General features: G+C 50.6%; 23 protein-coding genes and 2 pseudogenes. 18 read left to right on the top strand and 7 right to left on the bottom strand.

Annotated features, from left to right (window positions below):
- Positions 1–73 precede the first annotated feature (73 nt).
- Both QUA54_RS31175 and QUA54_RS31170 read right to left on the bottom strand, forming a co-directional pair.
- Positions 74–478: pseudogene (locus QUA54_RS31175) on the bottom strand (protein kinase domain-containing protein); the annotation flags it as partial.
- 169 nt (positions 479–647) lie between these two features.
- The gene (locus QUA54_RS31170) at positions 648–1,634 is read right to left on the bottom strand and encodes an AEC family transporter (RefSeq protein ID WP_333418544.1); all 987 of its coding nucleotides are present in this window, start codon (positions 1,632–1,634) and stop codon (positions 648–650) included.
- A gap of 213 nt (positions 1,635–1,847) precedes the next feature.
- Between QUA54_RS31170 and QUA54_RS31165 the strand changes: the two genes are divergently transcribed.
- The gene (locus QUA54_RS31165) at positions 1,848–4,379 is read left to right on the top strand and encodes a vWA domain-containing protein (protein ID WP_333418542.1); all 2,532 of its coding nucleotides are present in this window, start codon (positions 1,848–1,850) and stop codon (positions 4,377–4,379) included.
- A gap of 180 nt (positions 4,380–4,559) precedes the next feature.
- Here the strand turns inward: QUA54_RS31165 and QUA54_RS31160 are convergent, their stop codons facing one another.
- Positions 4,560–4,970: a hypothetical protein gene (locus tag QUA54_RS31160; RefSeq protein WP_333418540.1), complete on the bottom strand. Its 411-nt coding sequence runs from the start codon at positions 4,968–4,970 to the stop codon at positions 4,560–4,562.
- A 266-nt stretch (positions 4,971–5,236) separates the two neighbouring features.
- Positions 5,237–6,220, bottom strand: a complete 984-nt coding sequence (locus QUA54_RS31155; RefSeq protein ID WP_333418538.1) for an AraC family transcriptional regulator — start codon at positions 6,218–6,220, stop codon at positions 5,237–5,239.
- A gap of 288 nt (positions 6,221–6,508) precedes the next feature.
- Here QUA54_RS31155 and QUA54_RS31150 point away from each other — a divergent pair, with 288 nt between their 5' ends.
- The 11 genes and pseudogenes from QUA54_RS31150 (at position 6,509) to sufU (ending at position 16,479) form a co-directional block, all read left to right on the top strand.
- Positions 6,509–7,042, top strand: a complete 534-nt coding sequence (locus QUA54_RS31150) for a (R)-mandelonitrile lyase (RefSeq protein WP_333418536.1) — start codon at positions 6,509–6,511, stop codon at positions 7,040–7,042.
- A gap of 155 nt (positions 7,043–7,197) precedes the next feature.
- Positions 7,198–8,121 (top strand): macrolide 2'-phosphotransferase, encoded by a 924-nt coding sequence (locus tag QUA54_RS31145; protein WP_333418534.1) that lies wholly within the window; start codon positions 7,198–7,200, stop codon positions 8,119–8,121.
- Positions 8,122–8,283: 162 nt separating this feature from the next.
- Complete coding sequence (locus tag QUA54_RS31140) at positions 8,284–9,129, top strand: 2Fe-2S iron-sulfur cluster-binding protein (protein ID WP_333418532.1); 846 nt, start codon at positions 8,284–8,286, stop codon at positions 9,127–9,129.
- Positions 9,116–10,108, top strand: coding sequence for a xanthine dehydrogenase family protein subunit M (locus QUA54_RS31135; protein WP_333418530.1), 993 nt, complete (start codon positions 9,116–9,118; stop codon positions 10,106–10,108). The genes QUA54_RS31140 and QUA54_RS31135 overlap by 14 nt, the downstream gene beginning before the upstream one ends.
- A 126-nt stretch (positions 10,109–10,234) precedes the next feature.
- Complete coding sequence (locus QUA54_RS31130; protein ID WP_333418528.1) at positions 10,235–12,451, top strand: xanthine dehydrogenase family protein molybdopterin-binding subunit; 2,217 nt, start codon at positions 10,235–10,237, stop codon at positions 12,449–12,451.
- A 69-nt stretch (positions 12,452–12,520) separates the two neighbouring features.
- Positions 12,521–12,622 (top strand): annotated as a pseudogene (locus QUA54_RS34640) (hypothetical protein); the annotation flags it as partial.
- A gap of 59 nt (positions 12,623–12,681) precedes the next feature.
- Positions 12,682–13,134, top strand: coding sequence for a MarR family transcriptional regulator (locus tag QUA54_RS31125; protein WP_333418527.1), 453 nt, complete (start codon positions 12,682–12,684; stop codon positions 13,132–13,134).
- Between the two features lie 14 nt (positions 13,135–13,148).
- The gene (locus tag QUA54_RS31120) at positions 13,149–13,904 is read left to right on the top strand and encodes an NAD(P)-binding domain-containing protein (RefSeq protein WP_333418525.1); all 756 of its coding nucleotides are present in this window, start codon (positions 13,149–13,151) and stop codon (positions 13,902–13,904) included.
- Between the two features lie 203 nt (positions 13,905–14,107).
- Entirely contained in the window at positions 14,108–15,247 is a 1,140-nt protein-coding gene (locus tag QUA54_RS31115) for an XdhC/CoxI family protein (RefSeq protein WP_333418523.1), read from the top strand.
- Positions 15,248–15,413: 166 nt separating this feature from the next.
- A complete protein-coding gene (locus QUA54_RS31110; RefSeq protein ID WP_333418520.1) occupies positions 15,414–16,019 on the top strand; it encodes a nucleotidyltransferase family protein in 606 nt (201 codons plus the stop codon).
- A gap of 7 nt (positions 16,020–16,026) precedes the next feature.
- Positions 16,027–16,479, top strand: a complete 453-nt coding sequence (gene sufU, locus QUA54_RS31105) for a Fe-S cluster assembly sulfur transfer protein SufU (protein ID WP_333418519.1) — start codon at positions 16,027–16,029, stop codon at positions 16,477–16,479.
- A gap of 148 nt (positions 16,480–16,627) precedes the next feature.
- Here sufU and QUA54_RS31100 read toward each other — a convergent pair whose 3' ends face one another.
- Positions 16,628–16,792 carry an AraC family transcriptional regulator N-terminal domain-containing protein gene (locus tag QUA54_RS31100; protein WP_333418517.1) on the bottom strand — a complete coding sequence of 55 codons (165 nt, stop codon included), beginning with the start codon at positions 16,790–16,792 and terminating at the stop codon, positions 16,628–16,630.
- Positions 16,793–16,801: 9 nt separating this feature from the next.
- Positions 16,802–16,957 carry a hypothetical protein gene (locus QUA54_RS31095; RefSeq protein ID WP_333418515.1) on the bottom strand — a complete coding sequence of 52 codons (156 nt, stop codon included), beginning with the start codon at positions 16,955–16,957 and terminating at the stop codon, positions 16,802–16,804.
- A gap of 303 nt (positions 16,958–17,260) precedes the next feature.
- Here QUA54_RS31095 and QUA54_RS31090 point away from each other — a divergent pair, with 303 nt between their 5' ends.
- The 5 genes from QUA54_RS31090 to QUA54_RS31070 all read left to right on the top strand — a co-directional run bounded on the left by QUA54_RS31090 (position 17,261) and on the right by QUA54_RS31070 (position 20,473).
- On the top strand, positions 17,261–17,662 hold the full coding sequence (locus QUA54_RS31090; protein WP_333418513.1) for a (R)-mandelonitrile lyase: 402 nt from the start codon (positions 17,261–17,263) through the stop codon (positions 17,660–17,662).
- Positions 17,662–18,192: a cyclophilin-like fold protein gene (locus QUA54_RS31085; protein ID WP_333418511.1), complete on the top strand. Its 531-nt coding sequence runs from the start codon at positions 17,662–17,664 to the stop codon at positions 18,190–18,192. Before QUA54_RS31090 ends, QUA54_RS31085 begins: the two co-directional genes overlap by 1 nt.
- A 56-nt stretch (positions 18,193–18,248) precedes the next feature.
- Positions 18,249–19,022 carry an SDR family oxidoreductase gene (locus QUA54_RS31080; protein WP_333418509.1) on the top strand — a complete coding sequence of 258 codons (774 nt, stop codon included), beginning with the start codon at positions 18,249–18,251 and terminating at the stop codon, positions 19,020–19,022.
- A 152-nt stretch (positions 19,023–19,174) separates the two neighbouring features.
- Complete coding sequence (locus tag QUA54_RS31075) at positions 19,175–20,227, top strand: NAD(P)-dependent alcohol dehydrogenase (RefSeq protein WP_333418506.1); 1,053 nt, start codon at positions 19,175–19,177, stop codon at positions 20,225–20,227.
- A gap of 27 nt (positions 20,228–20,254) precedes the next feature.
- Positions 20,255–20,473, top strand: a complete 219-nt coding sequence (locus QUA54_RS31070) for a hypothetical protein (protein WP_333418504.1) — start codon at positions 20,255–20,257, stop codon at positions 20,471–20,473.
- Positions 20,474–20,543: 70 nt separating this feature from the next.
- Here the strand turns inward: QUA54_RS31070 and QUA54_RS31065 are convergent, their stop codons facing one another.
- Complete coding sequence (locus tag QUA54_RS31065; RefSeq protein WP_333418502.1) at positions 20,544–21,728, bottom strand: carbohydrate-binding protein; 1,185 nt, start codon at positions 21,726–21,728, stop codon at positions 20,544–20,546.
- A 130-nt stretch (positions 21,729–21,858) separates the two neighbouring features.
- On the opposite strand from QUA54_RS31065, the gene QUA54_RS31060 reads away from it, so the two are divergent.
- Positions 21,859–22,866: an aldo/keto reductase gene (locus QUA54_RS31060; RefSeq protein ID WP_333418501.1), complete on the top strand. Its 1,008-nt coding sequence runs from the start codon at positions 21,859–21,861 to the stop codon at positions 22,864–22,866.
- Positions 22,867–23,092: the final 226 nt, after the last annotated feature.

Here is a 23,092-nt window from a genome sequence, read left to right as displayed (position 1 = left end):
AAATGGGGCATGGTGGCATGATAGGAAAGCATCAGCACTTCATTCTACTCCTCTATCATTACATATTTAGCACTACCTCTTTGTGAATTATTCGGTGGCGGTAGAGTATATCTAATGTATTGCTCAGGTCGATCGCTACTTGCAAAAACTCGCTCAGAGTCGGGGCTGTTTCCCCTTGTTCCATCCATTCATTGAGAGAAATTCCCCCAAAATCTTCCATTACCAGCGCATAGCTGTTGTAGTAGGTTTCCAAACTGTAGGTTTCGATGATTCCGGGCAAGTTGAGGTTTTTGGCGATCGTGTACTGATTGCGAAATTGCACCAGTTCGCTGAAGCTGGGATACTCGTTCCGCAAGACTTTGATGGCTACGGGCTGTTTGTCGCCAGTGCGGAAAGCTCGATAAACTAGGGTGCGAGTTCCTGAGTAAAGGCGATCGAGAATTTGATAACCAGTCAAGGAAAAATTTATACTTGCCATACTTTTATTCTTCCCGTCCTCAGCGGGCTATTTCCACATTAGCAGAAGCCAATACAGTTTCCAAGTCCCGTGATTGTTATTTTAAATCAAGATGACATATATCGCTCAATGTTTGTGATGGGGATCACTGAAGTAAGGCAGTTTAAAAACTGAGCAATTCCTATTTTTATTAAAAATTAAATAGCCTCATCCATAGGGGAATAGTGAATAATAAACTAACGCAGCCGAGGCCGATCGCACTTACGGCTAATTCGCGATCGAGATTGAAAGCTTCTGCCAGCAATGTAGTACCAAAAGCAGGAGGCATTGCCATTTGCAGCACTAGCACAAGTCGCGGCGCGCCAGCAATCCCAAAAAACGTTAATCCCGTGCCAATTACCAAGGGAACTAACAGCATTTTAATCGCCAGACAAGCCAAAACTTGTTTGAGGTTGTGTAAGGAATTCAACTTGCTCAACTGCATCCCGATCGTAATTAAAGCTAAAGTAATTACAGTCCAAGCGCCTGTTGTTAACAATTCTGCGATTTGTGCCGACAGCGGCAAGCTGCGCGAGACAAATCCTAAACCAAAAGCCCACAGTGCCGGATTCAGAAAAATTGCCCGCACCGGACCTAACCAACTCTGAGGGCGATCGCTTTTACCGCAGTGAGAAGCAATAGCAACTCCCAGTATATTGATTCCCATCGTAGTGCCTAGCAAGTCGTAAAACAACGCCCAGGCAAAGTGTTCCGAACCTAATAAGGACAAGGTGACGGGAATGCCTAAAAAACCCGTATTACCCACCATCGTTGCCAATAAGAAGCTACCTTGAGTGGGCAAACTCCAAGCGGTGGTGTGTTCCGGGCTATTTTGGGCGATCGGATTAAGAGTCTTGAAACGTTCCTCGCCGACAGCGAAATTTATCACAATCCCAGCGAGTCCTCCACCTGCTAGAATTGCCGCCCAAGCTATCAGCGGCGCCATCCAAATAGCGCCCGACAATTTGGCGCTGCGGATAAAAGCAACAATGCTCAATGGCGTGCCAAAGAAGAAAAGAAACTTGGCTAAATATGTAGAATAGCTTCTCGGTAGCTGGCGGCCGAGAAAAAATCCTAACATCACCCATGCGAACACATTTAGATAAAGTTTGAGCAGCGGATTTTCTAAATAAACCATGATTGACTCAATATTTACTAAACGACTTAGGCTGATCCACTACTTTTGCTAAAACAGCCCACCTTTAGCCTACCGCCACAGTTTTCCCTGGCAGCGCAGCGCTAAATATTAATGCTTATTCAGCTTCGCAGATAATTTTCTACACAGGCCTTGACATCCCCATAAGCGCATGTCATGATTAAGTTGAGGAATAAGTCAACATAGGTGAAAACTATGGCACGGCAAGCAAAACAATCATCTCAAGTCAAAAGTTCCAGCAGCCAAGCAGCCTCCAATACTCGCACCAAATTTACCCTCTACAATTTTGCCGGAAACGCAAAGGCATTCTATCTAGTCGATCGCATTAATTTAGAAAGAAAGCCCGGAGATATCCCAGAAAAATCCGTCGCTCACAGCATCATCATCATCGACCGTTCCGGCTCAATGTATTATGACTTAGAACCGCTGAAAGAAACCCTAATCAAGCTTTTGACCTTAGACGAATACAACAATTACCAGCTAATTGTCAGCCTGATTTCCTATGCTGACAAGGGGGACGTAATTTGTCACTTCCAGCGAATTCCTATTCAAGAAGTGCTGAAGTTTGACTCTCTATACATCAAAGAAATTAAAAAAATCCACACGGCTGGCTGTACCTGCATATCGCAGTCGATGCAACTCGCTAAATCTCTGGTTAAAGCCGGAGAAATGACAGCGATTAATTTGCACACAGACGGCTATGCAAATGACCCCAGTGCCAATTCCGAAGCTGCAAAACTCGGGAAAATTTGCGAAGAACTCAAAGACATGGATGTGTTTGCCAACACGATATCCTATGCCTCTGCTGACTTCAAACTTCTCTCCAAAATCGCCAACACATTATCGGGAAATTGCATCCGCGCTGGCGAAGTCAAAATGGTTTATGATGCTCTTTACGACAGCACAAAACTGTTAGGCAGTTCCGTTGCACCTCCGCTGGAAGAACCGTTAATTAAGGAATATGATTATCAAGTTTTTGTTTCCAAAAGCGGCAAAAAAATCAACGGTTCATCGAGCACGCTGAAAATCTGCGGGCTCAAAGCAGACGATCGCGGGCTGTTTTACAAGTATCAGAAAGTCACCAAAGATGAGTATGAGAAACTAGATGTTCCCGTTGCTCAAACTGATGAGTCGGTGTTTGCTTTTGCGAAAGCTAACCTCGCTGACGGGAATTTAAATACGGCTAAGTATGCGCTGGCGAGCACTTTCGACGCTACTTTGACGGAAAAACACGCTAAAGCTTTGACAAATGCCCAAATAGCCGAGTTTACGGAAGATTTGGAACAGGCTGTTTTTGCGGCTGAGGTGTTGAAAAATCATGAAATTGGCGATCGGGTAAAAGTCAGCGATAAAATTTCCCTGCTGGAGTTGATCGAGATATTGGAGGAAAACAGCAACAGCATCATCATCAACTTGAAACACTTGCAAGAAAATTATCAGCGAAAAGGTTTGAAGCGAATTGAAGGAAAGCGAGACGAAAACGGCAACCTTGTCAAGCCTTGGCTGAAAACTGAATTCTTAGATGGTGGCGAATACGTGCAAATGGGTTCATTTGCCATCAATCAAAATACCGCTACCATCAATATGCTGATTACCCGAAAAGCTAAGCTGGTAAAAGTTGAGGATGAAACTTTAATCGCAGAAGTGGCGGGAATTCTAGTTACAGACCTCAATACTTTCAACAATTATACCATTGTCAGCGACGGCGAAGTTAATATTAAGTCGCTGCGAACCAAAATCAGCAGCAAACCAGTGTTTGATTTGCTCAAAAAATGCGGTGTCCTGGAAAAAGACGGTTCGCCCGTGCAAGAATTTGACTTCCGTTCAGAGTACGATATTAAGTTAGAGACTTTGCCCCTGGTGCCTTTTGACGGGCGTTACGGCAGCCTGGACGGAGTGTTTGAGGAACTCGCAGAAATCAAAATTCTCTCCAGCATTCTCTCGGCTCATTTGAAGGAGGAATCCGAGGCTTACACGGCGGAACAATTGGAAGAATTGAAACAGCATTATCTGTCAAAAAACCTTTACATCAACTTTCCGACGACGACGGAATACACAGATTTAAAAAGTGCGATCGCCAACGGTTCAGTAGATTCGCGAGTCAGCTACAAAATCGACATCGGCAGCAAAAACATCCTCAACTTCGGCAAGTTGCACTCGGCCAACAAATTTCTCGATCGCCTTTATGAAGTTTACCACAAAAACACGGGCGAAAAGCTAGCAAAACCGACATTTGACATCACGTTAGATGAGCCTGTTGTCTTCGCACACAAAACGCTGTCATCCCGAACAAAAATTACCAAAGTTGACGACTTGATGAAACTGATTTTTGATGAGTTTTTGGGGTTGGAGGATAACGGAATTGTTGGCGCTACTTTAGCCAAAGTTGGTGCAGATAGTTTGCTGCGCCTTTTGCAAGCGAAATGGCAGGGAGAAGATGTCAAGCGAGAGGAGTTTGTCGCTGCTTTAGCTAATGCGAATGAGCGACTGGAAGCTTATGCCGAAAAAGTGTACAGGGAAAAAGTTTCACCGCTGGTTTTCTATATCGGTTCTACCGGACTTATCCCGGATGAAATGGAGGCTAAAGCGGCGACTGCTGAGGAAATTAATTCTAAATACGGCAACTTGCAATTTTCTAAAGATGAGCAAGAAGGGATGTTTTTTGAAGTGGGAGACTGCATTATTAGCGTGTATGCTAAGAATGAGTATTTCACGGTAGGGAAGTAGGAATTAGGGTGGGCAAAATGCCCACCTTGGTTAAATATTTTTATTTAAAGCGCGATCGATTCCACGCCGGGGAGTTTTCTGAGGGTTGACTGCTTTAGTGCATCAGTTTGTGGAAATTATTAACAGGGCGAGCGCAAGATGATTTTCTATCTATAGGATTGCCGGAACTATAACTGCTTTTTAATAAGTTATAGAAAATTGACCCTTATTGGACTGTTCGTTTTCGATGTACCAATTACCTCTAACCGACTTCGCGATACACTGGCCACTCCACATTTGGGTGTTATTACCAGCAGCGACATATCTTCTTAATTCAAAACGTGAGCCAGCCCAAAACCCTGTTGCTATATCCATGCCACCATTGTAGTTATCAAAAGACATTTTTGCTGAAAAGCATATTCCTTCAGGACACTGGTAAGTACGATCAATCGTGATTTGCCCGCTAAATGCAAGTGTTGGCCCTTGATGCCAAGTTCGGTAGCTTGTCCCTGCCTGAAGATGCTGCCTACAGTCTTCTGCATATGCTCCATAGATATAACTAGCTGTAAGTAAAAAGCACGCAAAACCACTCCATCTGATTATAGTTTTCATTCATCCTCCTTATTTACCGTAAATATAATTATAGAGTTTTTCAGAGGCATCAGAAACACCGCATTTTATCGAATTCATCTCTCTCTCAAAAATCGGATCGGTTGGATTGGTTACTCCCACCAAAATAATATTATTCCCATTAATAATTTCTACCTATTCAACTCCTTTAAGATATTTTTTGGGGATGACTACACCTTGTTCTGTTACTTTAACTCTCCTCAGCTTTGCTCAATTCAGTTACCTTCTCAATAATATTGAAGTCTGGACTATGTTGAACCCGCAATCTCCCTAGCAGCTTCTCGCAGCCGCTCCATATCGCGCATCGGTGGTATACCAAAGAGCCGCTTGTACTCTCGGTTGAAGTGCGAGGAATCGTCATAACCCACACGGTACGCAGCACTGGTAGCGTCAAGGTTTTGCCCCAGCATCAGACGGCGAGCCTCCTGGAGCCGCAGTTGCTTCTGGAACTGCAAAGGACTCATGGCAGTGACAGACTTAAAGTGATGGTGGAAGCTCGATACACTCATTCCCAGCTCTCGTGCGATGCTTTCAATCCGCAGCGGCTGGTTAAAGTCTTTACGAAGTCGATCGACTGCTCTAGCAATTTGGTGGGTAGAGCCACCCAGAACAGCAATATGACGCAGCCGACCACCTTGCTCTCCCATCAGGAGTCGGTAAATAATTTCCCGCTTAATCAGTGGTGCCAGAACATTAGCTTCAGCAGGGGAATCTAGAAGCCTGACGAGCCGCACCACAGCGTCCAAAAGATTTGCATCCAACGGACTTACGTCAATCGCTTTCACATCAGCACCCCTTTGCGGTGAGGGCTCGCCCGCCTCAACCATGACTGAACCGACAAGTGTGGGGTCGAGATCGAGGCGAAGGCTAAGGTACGGTTGCGTCTTAGACGCTTCCAGAATTTGGCTGGCAATCGGCAGTTCGACCGTAGCCAGCAAATAATGCAAAGGGTCGTACTGATAGCGATCGCAGCCCATAAGCACTTCTTTGCTGCCCTGAGCGATCGCACAAAAGGCAGGGATAGAGACACTATGAACGCATTCCGAAGGTGAGGAGGAGCGGTTGAAGTACAATCCTTTCAGCGGCTCAATCATCCCATCATGAGGAATCGCCCGTGCAATCCGCTCGGTCAGTTCGTCTCTGTGGGCTTGCGCTCTGTCTGCAAAGCGCTTTGCCTGCTTGTCGTTCATTAACTCCATATCGGGCTTTTCACTCGGTTTGGCAGCGTTCATTTCTAAGTTTGCAGGATTGTACAACAATCTTAGACGATCGTTCTATTGCTTGCCGTTGAGGATTCTTAGAATGAAGCCAAAGCAATGAAAAACCATTTCGGCTTCTTATAAGCATTGTGGATTTTTATACAAGAGTAAACTCAGTTTTGATTGGGCAAGAGATTCGCCTACTGACAACCAAAAGGGCATCAAGGCGAACCTTGCTTCTTAAAAAATTCATCCCTATTGATAGAGCAGGCGATCGCGTGCTCTATCTCTACAATTGGGGTAGCCAAAGGAATTCAAACGATGAAACTGCTCACCGCAACAGTCATATCGCTTTCTCTGCTCGCTTCGGCCTCGGCCCAAGCAAATCCGGCAGGAACCGCCGAGGGGTCCGGTGTTCCCCAGACCGCGCCAATACAAGATTCGCAGACAATCAACATCACGCGAAGCGGCTCTGTGCCCTCGCGGAAGGGGCCAGCCGAAAACTTCACTGGTTCGGTGCGCGTCGATCCTCTGTTCGAGGCGATCGCTCCAGCAAACACGTTTGGCGCCAACGTTACATTTGAGCCTGGTGCTCGATCGGCATGGCACACCCATCCGCTCGGTCAGATATTGATCGTGACAGCAGGTGTCGGGCGGGTGCAGCGCTGGGGTGGCCCAATCGAGGAGATCCGGCCAGGAGATGTCGTTCGGATTCCGCCCGGTCAGAAACACTGGCACGGAGCCTCGCCAAACACTGCGATGACGCATATCGCCATCGTGGAACAGCTCGACGGCAAGAGTACCGACTGGATGGAACAGGTCAGCGACGAGCAGTACAGTGCGCCCGGGTCGTGATTCTAACAACGTAGAATCCAATAATGTCGCCCTTGATTTCACATTCTAGCCCTTTGGTGTAGTGCGGCTATATATTATTGATGTTACGTTGGGCTAATTTGAGGTGAACGCCTGACATAGATGTTAGCCAATGCTCATGAAGCAGCGAATTTAAAATGACTAAATCTGTTAGTGAAGACTACCAAATCAGGACAATACTTAGCATCGCCGACAAAAATGGCTTCATTTTGGACGCAGATAACTTAAATATTAACAAATCCGGAATGGACTTCATAACTGCGTTTGCTACTGCCAAAGAGGATAATAGCAAATGGGTATTGCGATTTCCCAGAAGGCTTGATGTTCTTGAGCGTATGTATTATGAAAGAGAAGTTCTTGAACTGGTTAAAAGCCAAGTCGATGTGAGCGTTCCCGTCTGGAAAATTGTTTCGGATGAACTCGTTGCCTATCCGCTATTAAAGGGAATTCCTGCCGGAACCATAGATCCAGATATCGGCGATTATGTATGGTACATCGATCCGAAGTCCCCGCCTGCTGTATACATTTCTTCGGTGGCAAAAACACTGGCGCAACTTCACAGAACACACATTGAGGTAGTGAAACAATTCAGTATCCGAGTTCAAACAGTCGATCGAGTGCGGCAATCTATGGCAGAGAATATGGAGAAGACCAGAGAACTGCTTGGTGTTTCTGATACACGCTGGGCACGTTGGCAGGACTGGATTGCCAATGATGCCTTGTGGCCTCAGCATTCGGCTTTGATTCACGGAGACTTTCACCCCGGTCATACGCTTGTGGACAAAGACGGAAATTTGATGGGACTAATCGATTGGACAGAAGCCGCAGTAAGCGATCCTGCCAAGGATTTCGTCTGTTTCTATGCCACCTTCGGCGAGCAAGTTCTCCAGGATGTGCTCGAGCATTACCAAACTGCTGGTGGGATCGTATGGTCTTATATGAAGGAACACATCATAGAACTCTGGAATGCTCATCCCGTGGAATACGCCTTATTCGCCTTGCTAACTGGAAAGGAAGAACATATAGCCGGGGCTCGATCCTCTTTAGCTTGGAGTGGATGAGATTGGTTCAATACGGGTGGCCGCCGAGATACCTGCAAATTGGGACAGGTTGTAAATAAATATTGCACAGAAGCGCCTTCAGTGGGTGCAGACCGTTAGAAGAGTCAGCGCGAAAAACAAACACTTATCTAACGGTTGTTTGAGAATTTTGCAAGGAGAAGCATGGACGATAATCAAGAACGGAAAGATTTCAGTTCAACCGAGAGCGATTCGCAGCTCAGCGCGGACGAAGAAACACTGCTCGACCAACTCGGTATTGTTGGCGCTGCTCGCCGCAAATTCTTGGGGCAAAGCATGGCTGCCCTACTCGGCACCTTCGCCTTCCACCTGCTGGCTAAAGAGGAGGCCTTTGCCACCCTCGCCGCTGCGCCCGACGCGGTGTTTGCCCAGACCCCTGGAGTTCAAAACGCCGTTAAGGTGCTTTTGAAAATCAACGGCTCGGCCCAACGCCTGGAAGTGGATTCGCGCACTGCGCTGCTCGATGCCCTGCGCGAAACACTGGGATTGACCGGCACTAAAAAAGGATGCGATCAAGGACAGTGCGGCGCTTGTACGGTGATCGTTGACGGGCGCCGCGTGCTTTCTTGTCTGACACTTGCCGCTAGCTGCGAGGGGAAAGAGGTGACGACCATCGAAGGGATCGCTGACGGCGACAATCTTCATCCGATGCAGGCGGCGTTCATCAAACACGACGGCTTCCAGTGCGGCTACTGCACGCCGGGGCAGATATGTTCGGCGGTGGCGCTGCTGCAGGAAGCCAAAAACGGCGACGCGAGTCACGTCACTAACAATTTGCGGACGATCGCGCAGAATTTAGAACTCTCTGATGAAGAAATCAGAGAACGCATGAGCGGCAACATTTGCCGTTGCGGCGCGTATCCGGGAATCGTGGCGGCAATCAGAGAAGTTCATTCCGGGCGCGAAACAGCCCAGGCCTGGCATTTCGCGAGCGATGAAGAAATTGCCGTGGCCTTAAATCAGGAGAGCAAAGCCGATGAAATCGTTTAAATATTCAAGCGCAACCGATGCGGCAAGCGCCGTTGGCACCGTTTCCGCTAATCAAACGGCAAAGTTTCTCGCAGGCGGGACAAATTTGATTGATTTGATGAAAGAATACGTGGAGCGTCCCAGCGAACTTGTTGACATCTCAGGTTTGAATCTGGCGGAAATTCGATCGACCTCGAACGGAATTTCGATCGGCGCCTTAGCCAAAAATACCGACACGGCCAACCATCCGCTCATCCGGCAAAATTACCCGCTGCTGTCAATGGCGATTTTAGCCGGCGCCTCCGCGCAGCTTCGCAATATGGCGACTAACGGGGGAAATTTAATGCAGCGCACCCGTTGCCAGTATTTTTACGACATCGCTATGCCCTGCAACAAACGCGATCCCGGCAGCGGATGCGGAGCGCTTCAGGGACTCAATCGCATTCATGCCATTTTTGGCTACAGCGACAAATGCGTGGCGACTTACCCGGGCGATATGGCGAATGCGCTTTATGCGCTGGACGCGGTAGTGAGGATTCGCGGCACGAACGGGCAAGAACGCACAATCCCGCTTCAGGATTTTCATCGCTTGCCGGGCAACACGCCTGAAAAAGATAACAATCTTCAGCATGGGGAATTGATCGTGGCGATCGAAATGCCGAAGAATAATTTCGCCAATAAGTCTTATTACCTAAAAGTTCGCGATCGGGCTTCCTATGCTTTCGCACTGCTTGCCGTGGCTGCTGCTTTAGAAACAAGCGGCAACACCATCAAACAGGCACGCGTTGTTTTGGGAGGCGTGGCGCATAAACCTTGGCGTTCGCCCGAAGCCGAAAGAGTTCTGATCGGCAAACCTGCGACGGAAACAAATTTTCAGGCTGCTGCCGAAGCGGCTTTGAAAGATGCGAAACCGCTTGAACATAACGGTTATAAAGTCGAACTCGGAAAACGCGCCATTGTTCTGGCTTTGCAACAAGCGATGACGAGCGGTGCGGCCTAATTATATCAATTCCGGTTGTATTGGAATGATTAAACCGCAGAGAACGCAGAGAACGCAGAGTCAGAGAACAGAGAGATGAATACAGGACGATGAAGGGCGGATTTGATATTAGGGAGGATAAACGAAATGGCAAGATACATCGGAAAAGAAATGAGCCGCGTGGACGGCGCAGCCAAAGTTACGGGCAAGGCTAAATACGCGGCAGAATTCCAAGTTCCCAATCTCGCTTACGGTTTTATCGTGCTGGGAACCGTAGCAAAGGGCACGATTAAATCGATCGACACCCGTGAGGCTGAAGGCGCCGCAGGCGTAATTCGCGTCTTCACGCACCTGAACGCACCCAAGCTTGGTCCGAAGCCTTCCACGGAGCAGTCCCCGCCCCGTGCCACCGAGGAGGAAGACAAGTCGTTTAGGGCGCTCCAGTCCGACAAAATCTTCTTCAATATGCAGCCGGTGGCACTCGTCGTCGCCGAGACATACGAGCAGGCACGTTATGCGGCACGTCTGGTTAAAGTCTCCTACAACTCACAGCAGCACATGACCGACACTGAGGCGGTGCGCGCGATCGCGCGCGTCCCCACTAAAGAGCCGCCTCCGAAGCGGCGCGGTAATCCCGAAGAGGCGATGCGCGCAGCGGCCGTGAAGGTAGAGGCCGAGTACCGCATCCCGATCGAGCACCACAACCCCATGGAGCCGCACGCGGCGATCGCGGTCTGGGAAGGCGACAAGCTAACGGTCTTCGACAAGACGCAGGCGGTCTATAGCGTGCGTACACATTTGGCTTCGAGCTTCGGCCTGCCTGAGGAAAACGTGAGTGTGGTCTCGCCCTTCGTCGGCGGGGCGTTTGGAGCGTCGCTGCGCCCGAACTATTATCCGGCGCTGACAGCGATGGCAGCCCGCGAACTCAGGCGCCCAGTCAAGGTTGTCTATACGCGCACGCAAATGTTCACTGGCCACGGTTATCGTCCGCACACGATTCAGAAGATCGCCCTCGGCGCGGAGCGATCGGGAAAGCTCTCGGCGATGATTCATGAAGCCGTGCACAACACCTCCACCATCGAGGAGTTCTCAGACAACACCACGGGTTTCACGCGCCAAGTCTATGCGTGCCCGAATCTCTACGCGCCGCTGAAGATTACCAACACGGATCTCTCCACCCCGACCTGGATGCGCGCACCGGGGGCCGTTAGCGGGATGTTCGCGCTCGAATGTGCGATGGACGAGCTGGCTTACGCGCTGGCGATCGACCCGCTCGAACTTCGGCTGATCAACTATGCCGAAGTAGACCCCGAGAGCGGCAAGCCATTTTCGAGCAAGGCGTTGCGGGAGTGCTACCGGCTGGGCGCGGAAAAATTCGGTTGGAAGAATCGCAAGTCCGAGCCGCGATCGATGCGTGACGGACGCCTACTCGTGGGTTGGGGAATGGCGACCGGCGTCTGGGGCGCTTTCCAGATGCCTGCTGCCGCCCTCGTCACGCTGCAGGTGGACGGCACGGCCAAAGTCGCAAGTGCGACCAGCGACATCGGACCTGGCACCTACACGGTGATGACCATGATCGCTGCCGAGTATCTGGGGCTGAAGTTGGAGCAGGTGAAATTTGAACTCGGCGACACGAAGTTCCCTCGGGCACCGTCGCAGGGGGGCTCTTGGACGACGGCGAGCGTCGGCTCGGCGGTGCGCGGGGCGGCTCTGGCGATCGGCACGAAGTTGCTCGCCCTCGCGAACCAGGAACCGAATTCTCCGCTCAAGGGGGCAGCCTCCTCCGATGTCGAGATGCTCGACGGGCAACTGCGACTAATAAGCGACCCGGATCGTTCCGTCAACATCTCCGCAGTGATGAAGCGTAACGGTCTCACCGCAATCACGGAAACATTCGAGTCGCGTCCCTCAGAGGAGCGCGAGAAGTATGCGACGTTGGCGCACGGCGCGCAGTTCGTTGAAGTGAAGGTCGATCCGGATGTGGGGACTGTCCGCGTCACGCGCGCCATTGAAGTGACTGCTTGCGGCAAGATTATGAATCCGAAGGCCTCGCACAGTCAGGAAATCGGCGGCGTTGTCTGGGGCATTGGTATGGCGCTGCAAGAGGCGACTGAAATCGACCACCGCTACGGGCGGATCATGAATCCGAATTTGCAGCACTATCACGTGCCGGTTAATGCCGATGTCTTGGAGATCGATACGATCTTCGTTGAGGAGGAGGATAAAGTCGTCAATCCGCTCGGTGTCAAGGGTATGGGCGAACTCGGCATGGTGGGCATCCCGGCGGCGATCGCCAACGCTGTTTTTCATGCCACCGGCAAACGCATCAGGGACCTGCCGATTACGCCGGACAAGCTGCTGTGAGTGATGTCCTTGGATAGTTGAAGTGCCAGCGGTAGTCGAAGCGAGCGCAAACGCGAACCTCAGGGGGAACGGTGCGCGCTGGCAACGGTGGGCAGTGTGGAAGAATCTTCGTACCGTCGCCTTGGTGCAAGGCATGGGAATGGGTGCAAGACTGGTCCCGAAAAAAGTTAATTATAGGTATTGAACTATTATGTAGTGCGCTATATAATAGTTGTTGACTGGATTTTTAAATGGATAATAACTCGAACATCAACCAACGGCGACAGGTGGGGAGGCAGCTTTCGTTTGCCCTCTACAGTGCGTCGAACCGGGTCATTCGGCTTCATCGGCCCTTTCTTGAGCCTTTGGGCCTGACCTATCCTCAGTTTCTGGTCATGCTGGCTCTCTACGAGGGCACCCCGCGCACTGTTGGGGAAGTAGGGCAAGAACTCGGTATGGAGAACGGAACCTTGACGCCCCTCTTAAAGCGCCTTGAGAGCGCGGGGTTGGTGACGCGCACCCGTGACCTGCAGGACGAACGCCGCGTTCTTATCGATCTGACAGAAGCGGGCGAGGCACTCCGCGAGGCAGCGTGCTCGATCCCTGAAAAGATCGAGACGGCCTGCCGTCTCTCCGATGAAGACCTTGCCGAGCTTCGCGACACGTTGAACGGGCTGGCAATACCCCGTCAAACAACTCCGTAAAAGGATTATTTATCATGGATAAAATGAACATCGGAATCTTAGGCACTGGCCATATCGGGAAGACTTTGGCACGCAAACTCAGTGCGGCCGGACATGACGTGAAGGTGGCCAACTCTCGCGGCCCAGAGACCATCGAGGCCGATGTGCTGGCTTTCGGCGCACGCGCGGTCTCGACCGCTGAAGCGGTGGAGGACGTTGACGCGGTGATCCTCTCGATCCCTCTCAACCGCATTCCCACAATCGCGCCGCTAATCGCCAACCTACCAGCCGAGACAGTCGTCATCGACACGTCTAATTACTATCCCCACCGCGACGACAAAATCGATGCCATCGAGGCCGGGCAGGTTGAGAGCCTCTGGGTGGCCGAACAGCTAGGCCGGCCGATCGCCAAGGCGTGGAACGCGATCGGGTCTGGATCCTTCGCCACTAAGGGCAAGCCTGCTGGAAGCCCTGACCGTATCGCCCTCCCTGTGGCTGCTGACCGCGAGAACGATCGCTCCGTGGCGATGGCCCTCGTCGAAGACACCGGGCTTGATGCTTTCGACGCGGGCACGATCGCCGATTCGTGGCGTCAGCAACCCGGCACGCCCTGCTATTGCACCGATCTCACGCGCGAACAGATGGCGGCAGCGCTGGCATCTGCCGACGCATCACGATCGCCAAAGCGCCGGGACTTGGCAGTTGCAGTAATGCAAGAGCGGCTTGGTGACGCCACGACAAATCCGGATGCCGATTTCGGGGTTCGTCTGAGCCGTGCGATTTATATGTAACGTGAGTTCGGGATCAGAAAGGGACAAGCAAGTAAGTTAAAAGTCATCAAACCAAAGCTTTACAGGCTCGTCCCATGATTAGTTTAGAAGAAGAATTTTGCAGGATTGTACAATAACTTGCAAGTATCGTTATATCGTCCTTTATGCTGAAGTCTTTATAATCAAACTTAAACAGTGAGATACAAAAAATTTTAGGCTGACCAATGAAAGAACTACACGATATTAAGGCTGCTTTAGAGCAAGTAAAAGACACGACGAAAAAGCTAGCCTTGGCAACTTTAGTTAAAGTGGAAGGTTCAACTTATCGCCGACCTGGTGCGCGAATGTTGATGAGTGCAGATGGCTTGATAGTAGGTGCAATTAGCGGTGGCTGTTTGGAAAGTGATGTATTTGAGAAAGCACAGCAGGTAATGAACACTGGTAGTCCTTGTGTGGTTAAGTATGACTCCACCTCCGAGGAAGATTTAATTTGGGGATTGGGGCTTGGCTGTCAAGGCATTGCTTATGTTTTGATTGAATCGTTGCCAGTAAACGAGCCGAACCAAATTAGTTTTGTCCACAAATGCCTTGATACTCGGTTTGAGAGTGCTATTGCAACTGTATTTAATATAGAGGGTGAAAGCAAATCTCAAATAGGCGATCGCTTGCTACTAAATTCAGATATAATCAACCACATCAGCGATGAGGAATTAGCAGCAGCGGTTTTAAGGGATACACAAGCAGCACTTCAACACAAAACCTCGGTAGGGAAACAATATCAGTTAATAGGCGGGAAAGTTGAAGTTTTTATTCAAGTCATTGGGCCGCCACTGTCGCTGGTAATTTTCGGTGCTGGGTATGACGTTCTTCCCGTTGTTCGCTTTGGCAAACAGTTAGGATGGCATATTACTATAGTTGATAACCGCCAACGGGAAGCAAGCCGAAAGCGTTTTCAAGAAGCCGATCGAGTTAAATTTTGTTCTCCTCAGGATGTATTAAAAAACATCGAGATAGATGAGCGTACTGTTGCTGTAGTTATGACTCATAATTATTTAGACGATCGGGAATTGCTGAGAGTGTTATTGCCTTCTGGCTTAAAATACTTAGGTGTACTTGGCCCTAAGAAAAGAACAGCCCGATTATTGCAAGAACTACAAGAAGAAGGAGTTATCCCCACTCCACAACAGCAACAAAATTTATATAGTCCGGTGGGACTCGACATTGGGGCAGATAATTCCGAAGAGATTGCTCTGGCGATTATCGCCGAAATTCAAGCAGTAACAGCAAAGCATCAAGGCGGTTTTTTAAGAAATCGCACTGTACCAATTCATACTTCAATCAATAGTCAATCATCAAAAAATTAATGACTAATATAGCGGTTCTCAAGAAAGTGAGGTATGCCCAATGCCCAATGCCCAATGCCCAATGCCCAATGCCCAATGCCCAATGCCCAATGCCAGATAGTACCTCATGTTACTGAGAAAGGCTATAGGAGTATGTTCTTAATAATCAAAAATTCAAAACTTGGCTATGGTATTTAAAATCGGTCTAATTATTCTCGCTGCTGGATCTGCAACCCGCATGGGAAGACCAAAACAATTGCTTTCTTATCAAGGACGCAGCCTGATACTCCATGCGGTTGAAGTTGCCTTAGCTTCTCTGTGCCAACCTATAATAGTAGTCCTGGGAGCTTATGCAGAACAAATTAAACCGGAACTAATGCCAAAGGCAGTGCAAGTTGTCGAGAACTCCCAATGGCAAGAGGGAATGTCTTCTTCTATTCGCGCTGGTATTAGTATGCTACTGAAAACTAACTCTAAAGTTGATGCAGTTATCATCTCACTTGCAGATCAGCCGCTAGTTTCTCCCCAGATTTTCAATCAATTGATGCAGTGTTATCAAGAAACGCAAAAAGTAATTGTTGCCTCAAAGTATAACGAAACTACGGGCGTACCTGCCCTGTTTAGCAAGGCCTTATTTCCAGAACTGATGCAGCTTGAAGGAGATAAAGGTGCAAAAGCGTTAATACAAAAATATATAGATACAGGATTGATTCTGCTAATACCAGAAGCTGCGATTGATATTGATACCCCGGACGATTACAAACAGTTGCTATTAAAGAATTTTAAAGAGTGAAGAGATTATGCAAACTAACGATCGCCAAATTTACCAACAAGTAATTTTGACACACGCCAGAAAACCGCAAAACAAAGGAAAAACTGACCCAGTACACCGTCAACACCGAGGAGAAAATCCCTATTGCGGTGATGTGATTGATTTAACGCTGCTACTAGATGAAGCAGAAAGTAAAGTTGCAGATATTAAATTTGAAGGTGCAGGTTGTGCTTTGTGCCTTGCTTCTGCTGACTTAATGGCGATCGCTATCAAAGGTAAAACTATTTCACAGGTGCTTTTAATGATAGAACAGTTCCGCGAGATGGCAGCGGGAAATACTCAGTTTGAGCCTCCGTTGGAGAAACTCAATATCATGCAAGGTGTTTCCCGATATCCGATGCGAGTTAAGTGTGCAACTTTGGCTTGGCATACCCTCAAAGCGGCGCTGAGTTCGGTTGAAACTAGCAATGAACAGGTATAGCCTTTCTCAGCAACATGAGGTGCTCTCGCGGGCATAGGGCATAGGGCATAGGGCATAGGGCATAGGGCATCAATTGCGAGCGGTGTGTACCTCATTTTATTGAGAACCGCTATATAATCAGCATCCACCAGAGGCACATCCAATGGACTCACGTCAGTTCGATCGTACCAAGCAGATAATGCATCGGGTCGTACTGAAGCGCGATCGCCCTGCTCAGAAGGGCTTCTTTGCTGCCCTGGGCGATCGCACAAAAGGTAGGGATAGAGACACTATCAACGCATTCCGAAGGTGAGGAGGATCGGTTGAAGTGCAATCCTTTCAGTCAGCGGCTCAATCGTCCCATCCTGACGAATAGCCTGTGCAATCGGCTATTCATCAGTTCGTTTCTGTGGGCTTGCGCTCTATCTGCCTCGCGCTTTGCCTGCTGGTCGTTCATTAACGACCTAGCGGACTTTTCAGTCGTTTTGGCAGCGTTCATTTCTAAGTTTGCAGGATTGTACAACAATCTTAGACGATCGTTCTATTGCTTGGGCTTGAGGATTCTTAGAATGAAGCTAAAGCAATGAAAAACGGTTCCGGCGAATTGTAAGCATTCTGGACTTTTATACAAGAGAAAACTCAGTTTTGATTGGGCAAGAAACCTGCTGGGTGACAACCAAAATGCCATCAAAGTTAACCTTGCTTCTTAAAACATCCATTCCTATTGATAGAGAAGCGAGAAGTGCTCAATTTCTACGATTATGACAGCCACCGAAATGGCATCAAGTGAAGGAATTAAGAAATGGACATTAAACAAAGTGGGTCACAGCCTTCCGCCAAAGGACCGGCTGAGTATTTTACCGGCACTGTCCGCATAGACCCCCTGTTCGAGGCGCACGAACCAGCACGCACGTCTGGTGCCAGCGTCACGTTCGAGCCTGGTGCTCGGACAGCATGGCACACCCACCCCTTGGGACAAACCCTAATTGTCACGGCTGGTTGCGGTTTGGTACAACGTTGGGGCGGAGCGATCGAGCAAATTCGACCGGGGGATGTGGTCTTGTTTGAGCCGGGTGAGAAGCATTGGCACGGTGCCACGGCAACCACGGCAATGACGCACATCGCCATTCAGGAATGGCTCGACGGCAAACCCGTGGACTGGATGGAACAAGTCAGCGACGAGCAGTACGAAGGAAGAGCTTAATGCTTTTGAAATGGTTTCCCGTCAAGCGGAAAAACTGCCAGAAGAGAATGCTGATTTTGGTTCTCGCCCTAACGGTGTCCCTGAGTTACTCAGCCTGCCGTGCCGACAACAGGATGCCTAGCAGTGCCTCGTCGAAAATGCCGACTGAAATATCAACCCAGCAGGCAAACAGTATGAAGATAAACATCAAGGTCGGAGACAAAGCCGTTACAGCCACGCTGATCGACAGTAAAACCACTCGGGATTTTGTTTCCCTGCTGCCATTAACGCTGACGATGAACGATTTGTTTGGAAGAGAAAAGTTTGCCCGCCTGCCGAGAGCAATTTCGGATGAGGGTGAGCGAACCAAAACCTATGAAGTTGGAGACATCATTTACTGGTCTCCCGGTCCTGATGTGGCTATTTATTATCGCCACGACGAACAACCAATCCCTGACCCCGGCATCATCACGATCGGCAAGATCGATGCTGGCGTAGAAGCATTCAATGTACCTGGCTCTGTAAAAGCAACAGTGGAGCCGATCGAGTAAGAAAAGGAAGTTCCAATAAAGACTTCCCTAATGGGAAACACGCAAAGGAGTAAAAAATGGCAACGAACGAGAGAAGCTACACAGGAAAGGTTGCGTTTGTGACCGGAGGAGCGAGCGGCATCGGTCGAGCTGCGGCGCTGGCGTTTGCCCGTGAAGGTGCCAGCGTGGCGGTCGCTGACATCTCAGAACAGGGCAATCAAGAAACAGCTCGCACGATCGAAGAACTCGGCGGTCGGGCGATCGCCGTCAGGTGCGATGTGACGCGGGCTGAGGACGTGAAGGCGGCTCTGGACAAGACCGTTGAGGCTTTCGGGCGGCTGGACTTCGCCTTCAACAACGCGGGCATCGAGCCGAGGAAGGCAGCTCCGACCGCCGAGTACGAGGAGGAGGAGTGGAACCGGATTATCGACATCAACCTCCGCGGCGTTTTCCTGTGCATGAAGCACGAGATCCCGCTGATCCTCAAGCAGGGAGGCGGCGCGATCGTCAATACGTCCTCGGGCGCGGGAATCATCGGCATCAAGGGCAGCCCCGCGTACACCGCCGCGAAACATGGCGTGATCGGACTGACCAAGGCAGCGGCCCTCGACTACGCCGCGCAGAACATCCGCGTCAACGCCGTCTGTCCCGGCTACATCGACACCCCGATGATGGGTCGCTTCACCGGCGGCACAGACGAAGGGCGCGCGAAGGTGGTCGCGGAGGAGCCGGTCGGACGGATGGGCAAGCCCGAGGAGATCGCGGAGGCTGTCCTCTGGCTGTGCTCCGACGCGGCTGGCTTCGTCATTGGCCACGCTATGGTCATCGATGGCGGCCAAACAGTGCAGTGATGTTCGCCGCCAACCCGATCGAACCCTAAACACACGACAACAAAGCATTGTCGCCATCGTCACCTTCACCGCCAACGGCGATGACTCATATGGAACAGGTTAGCGACGAACAATACCAGGCACCAAACGTAAACCAATAGAGGCATCAATTTATGTACAACACGAAAGCTTATTCCGCAGCCAGTGCAACATCACCGCTGGCCTCCGACACGATCGCGCGGCGCGACCTAACCGAACACGACGTACAGATCGAAATCCTTTTCTGTGGCATCTGCCACTCCGACCTCCACATGGTGCGAAACGAGTGGGGCGGCGGCACGGTCTACCCGATCGTTCCCGGTCATGAGATGGTGGGACGTATCACTCAGGTTGGCTCGGCAGTGACGAAGTACAAGCCTGGCGATCTGGCAGGAGTCGGCTGCATGGTTGATTCGGATGGAACCTGTCCCAATTGCAAAACTGGACTTGAACAGTTCTGCCCGAACCTGACCCTCACCTACAACTCCCCAGACAAGCACTTGGGAGGTGTCACCTACGGTGGCTACTCCGATAGCATCGTCGTCGATGAACGCTTCGTTCTGCGAGTTCCCACCAACCTCGATCTCGCTGGAGTCGCGCCGCTCCTCTGCGCCGGTATCACAACCTATTCGCCCCTGCGCCACTGGGGAGTCACCAAGGGCAATAAGGTCGGCGTGGTTGGTCTCGGCGGGCTAGGCCACATGGGCGTGAAGTTCGCCCGTGCATTCGGAGCCCACGTCGTCGTCTTCACCACCTCGCCCGGTAAGACGGAAGATGCGCTCCGCCTCGGTGCCCACGAAGTCGTGGTCTCCCGCAATGCCGACGAAATGCAAAAGCACGCTGGCAGCTTCGATTTCATCCTCGACACCGTTTCAGCCAAGCACGACATCAACGCCTATCTCAACCTGCTCCGCCTCGACGGTAACATCACCCTGGTTGGCGCACCCGAAAAGCCCCTGGAGATCTCGGCATTCAGCCTGATTATGGGGCGGCGCAATCTCTCCGGTTCTAACATCGGCGGCATTGCCGAAACCCAGGAAATGCTCGATTTTTGCGGTGAACACAACATCACCGCCGATGTTGAAGTCATCCCCATCCAGAAGGTCAACGAAGCTTACGATCGACTCCTCAAATCAGATGTGAAGTACCGCTTCTCGATCGATATGGCATCCCTTAAATCTGAATAACCGAGGTGGAACCTCGAAGGAGTAATCATGCAAACGCGCAAACTTGGCAACAGCAACCTAGAAGTTTCGGCGATCGGGCTGGGCTGCATGGGAATGAGCTTTGGCTACGGTTCGCCCAAAGACAAACAGGAAATGACTGCTCTTCTGGGAGCTGCGGTAGATCGCGGAATTACATTCTTTCGAGGTCTACGGCCCGTTCACCAACGAAGAGCTTGTGGGCGAAGCCGTGGCTCCCTTCTGCTTTGAACGTTCTCAGCGAGCTTGATTAGTTTAATGTGCAACAGGTCTATTGTGTTCGATTGATGCGCTTCGTTCCTCAGCCCATTTGCGCGAGCCGCCACAGGGTAATGGCCACTTCTGGTGTCCAGCTTAGGTTGGAGGGATGGGCTTGCAGGCAGGTGTATTGCTTTCCTTGGTAAGTCACGCTGTCTTGCACCTGATACGTCAGGTTATTTTGCCATTCCGGCGATGTCAGATTTGACGATTCCGGCGATGTCAGATTTGGCGGCGGGGTTGTCGAGCCTTCCCCATCCGATTCACCGTGGATCAGTTTGGAATACCTGCTGATGAATTCCCAATTGTAGTCCCGGCCATGTTTATCCCTGCCGGTATCCCAGTTAATGGAGAAGGTCATCAGCCCCTTGATGGGCTGATCGGCATCATTCAGACGAGCGAAGACGCTGTAGACCACAGCGGAGTCGATCACATAGCCAGTGGCAGCGGCATCCTGGTTGCTGGGCAGTCCGATGGTGAGTTTGTCCGCTGGTATCCGGATGTAACCACGGGTGCCATGAACCAAGCTGTCGGTCAGATAGTAGAGAAAGTCCTCTTTCCGCCCGTCGTCGTTCTGGGGAAGCCACTGGTTCAATTCATCTACCCAAACGCCATCGCCACCCTGGTTGTAGTATTGAGGCGCAATGAAATCATAAAAATCCTCCAGCGCATTAATGTACGGGCTACATTGGCCGCCGTCGCGGAGATAGGAAAACTCCGGCGTCATGCTGATGATGAAGTGCTGACCTTGCTCGGCATAGTGGTCTTTGACCAATCTCAAGGCCGCCGGAATGACAGATATGTTGTCGGCTACATCAATGGCGGACTGTTCTAGATCGATATTCAGTCCGTCGAAACCGTAAGTTTCCACCAGACGGATGATTTCAGAGGCTAGAGCCTCTTCCTGCCCGGCCGTCAATTCGATATGGGCATCCGCCCCGCCCAGCGAAATCAGGACCGCACGGCCTTGCTGATTGAGCATACCCACCTGCCTCCGAAATTCCGCGTCCGACGCATTGTAGGGCTGGAAAGTGGGAATGCCTGAGCCTTTCATATACGCCACGGCCACCACGTTGTAACCGGCCGGAATGTCTTCCAGGCTCAGGTCTGCCGACTGTCCCCCTTGATAGCCGCCGCCTGGCGACGATGACCAGTTCTGCCAGAAACCCAGCAAGATGCGCTTGCCACTGATGTCTGGCATAAATGCCGCGTCGTCTTTTTGAGCCATACTGTTACCTCTTAGATTGAAAGACTTGCAAAAGCATTATGGCTCATAGCCAGCAGTCTTGAAAAGGAATAGCTATGAGATATGGCAGGTATTTAATTTCACCTTCAATTCAAAAACAGGAGTTCAAAAAATGCAAAAGCGCAAACTTGGAAATAGTCATCTGGAAGTCTCGGCGATCGGGCTGGGCTGCATGGGAATGAGCTTTTCCTATGGCCCACCCAAAGACAAACAGGAGATGACTGCTCTTCTGGGGGCTGCGGTCGATCGCGGAATAACATTCTTTGACACCGCCGAAGTCTACGGCCCGTACTTAAACGAAGAACTGGTGGGTGAAGCCCTCGCTCCCTTCCGCGACCAAGTGGTAATCGCCACCAAATTCGGGTTCGACATCAGTCCGAATTCCGATCCTCGCGGCATGAAAGGTTCACCCGGACTCAATAGCCGACCGGAGCATATCAAGGAAGCCGTGGAGGGATCGCTCAAGCGGCTCAAGGTCGAGGCGATCGACCTGCTCTATCAGCACCGAGTTGACCCGAACGTGCCGATCGAAGATGTGGCAGGAGCAGTGAAGGAACTGATTGAGTCAGGTAAAGTGAAGCACTTTGGACTCTCTGAAGCAGGAGTGCAAACGATTCGCCGCGCCCATGCCGTTGTGCCAGTCACAGCTCTTCAGAGCGAATACTCCCTGTGGTGGAGAAAGCCTGAAGCGGAAGTGATACCGACCCTTGAGGAACTTGGCATCGGACTTGTCCCGTACAGCCCGCTGGGCAAAGGCTTCCTCACGGGCAAGATCGACGAAAACACGACCTTTGACAGCTCCGACTTCCGCAGCACTCTGCCTCGCTTCACACCGGAGGCTCTCAAGGCGAATCAAGCCCTGATCGATCTGCTTGGCAGTATTGCAGAACAAAAGCAGGCAACACCAGCTCAGATCGCGCTTGCTTGGCTGCTGGCCCAGAAGCCGTGGATCGTACCCATTCCAGGTACGACAAAGCTGCATCGCTTGGACGAAAACATCGGTGCAGCTTCAGTCGAACTCACGCCCGACGATCTACGTGACATTGATGACACCGCCTCCAAGATCGCGGTGCAAGGGGCGAGATACCCCGAAAAGTTAGAGCTTTTGACGGGTCGCTGAGTCCAGTTTTAGTCTCTGGGTCTGGCTAACCGCCCCTTAAACCAGACCCAACTCATCACGACAGGTTGCGATCGGATGGCAGAGATCAACCCCGAACCATAACAGAGTTACTGACTGCTCATCGAAAATTGTGGGTGGAAACCCCGTGCTTCTAGGGCGTCGGTTCAGTATTAGGAGTTGACAAAAAAAGGAATTTATGAAATTAGCCAGTGCATGAGTTCGAGTC

This window comes from Microcoleus sp. MOSTC5 (genome assembly GCF_036701825.1).
GTDB lineage: Bacteria > Cyanobacteriota > Cyanobacteriia > Cyanobacteriales > Microcoleaceae > Microcoleus > Microcoleus asticus.
This window is presented reverse-complemented; position numbering and strand designations above follow the sequence as displayed.

Coding starts and splice junctions, on each gene's coding strand:
- QUA54_RS31170 (WP_333418544.1), bottom strand. CDS start 1,634: ATGGTTTATTTAGAAAATCCGCTGCTCAAACTTTATCTAAATGTGTTC.
- QUA54_RS31165 (WP_333418542.1), top strand. CDS start 1,848: ATGGCACGGCAAGCAAAACAATCATCTCAAGTCAAAAGTTCCAGCAGC.
- QUA54_RS31160 (WP_333418540.1), bottom strand. CDS start 4,970: ATGAAAACTATAATCAGATGGAGTGGTTTTGCGTGCTTTTTACTTACA.
- QUA54_RS31155 (WP_333418538.1), bottom strand. CDS start 6,220: ATGAACGCTGCCAAACCGAGTGAAAAGCCCGATATGGAGTTAATGAAC.
- QUA54_RS31150 (WP_333418536.1), top strand. CDS start 6,509: ATGAAACTGCTCACCGCAACAGTCATATCGCTTTCTCTGCTCGCTTCG.
- QUA54_RS31145 (WP_333418534.1), top strand. CDS start 7,198: ATGACTAAATCTGTTAGTGAAGACTACCAAATCAGGACAATACTTAGC.
- QUA54_RS31140 (WP_333418532.1), top strand. CDS start 8,284: ATGGACGATAATCAAGAACGGAAAGATTTCAGTTCAACCGAGAGCGAT.
- QUA54_RS31135 (WP_333418530.1), top strand. CDS start 9,116: ATGAAATCGTTTAAATATTCAAGCGCAACCGATGCGGCAAGCGCCGTT.
- QUA54_RS31130 (WP_333418528.1), top strand. CDS start 10,235: ATGGCAAGATACATCGGAAAAGAAATGAGCCGCGTGGACGGCGCAGCC.
- QUA54_RS31125 (WP_333418527.1), top strand. CDS start 12,682: ATGGATAATAACTCGAACATCAACCAACGGCGACAGGTGGGGAGGCAG.
- QUA54_RS31120 (WP_333418525.1), top strand. CDS start 13,149: ATGGATAAAATGAACATCGGAATCTTAGGCACTGGCCATATCGGGAAG.
- QUA54_RS31115 (WP_333418523.1), top strand. CDS start 14,108: ATGAAAGAACTACACGATATTAAGGCTGCTTTAGAGCAAGTAAAAGAC.
- QUA54_RS31110 (WP_333418520.1), top strand. CDS start 15,414: ATGGTATTTAAAATCGGTCTAATTATTCTCGCTGCTGGATCTGCAACC.
- sufU (WP_333418519.1), top strand. CDS start 16,027: ATGCAAACTAACGATCGCCAAATTTACCAACAAGTAATTTTGACACAC.
- QUA54_RS31095 (WP_333418515.1), bottom strand. CDS start 16,957: ATGAACGCTGCCAAAACGACTGAAAAGTCCGCTAGGTCGTTAATGAAC.
- QUA54_RS31090 (WP_333418513.1), top strand. CDS start 17,261: ATGGACATTAAACAAAGTGGGTCACAGCCTTCCGCCAAAGGACCGGCT.
- QUA54_RS31085 (WP_333418511.1), top strand. CDS start 17,662: ATGCTTTTGAAATGGTTTCCCGTCAAGCGGAAAAACTGCCAGAAGAGA.
- QUA54_RS31080 (WP_333418509.1), top strand. CDS start 18,249: ATGGCAACGAACGAGAGAAGCTACACAGGAAAGGTTGCGTTTGTGACC.
- QUA54_RS31075 (WP_333418506.1), top strand. CDS start 19,175: ATGTACAACACGAAAGCTTATTCCGCAGCCAGTGCAACATCACCGCTG.
- QUA54_RS31070 (WP_333418504.1), top strand. CDS start 20,255: ATGCAAACGCGCAAACTTGGCAACAGCAACCTAGAAGTTTCGGCGATC.
- QUA54_RS31065 (WP_333418502.1), bottom strand. CDS start 21,728: ATGGCTCAAAAAGACGACGCGGCATTTATGCCAGACATCAGTGGCAAG.
- QUA54_RS31060 (WP_333418501.1), top strand. CDS start 21,859: ATGCAAAAGCGCAAACTTGGAAATAGTCATCTGGAAGTCTCGGCGATC.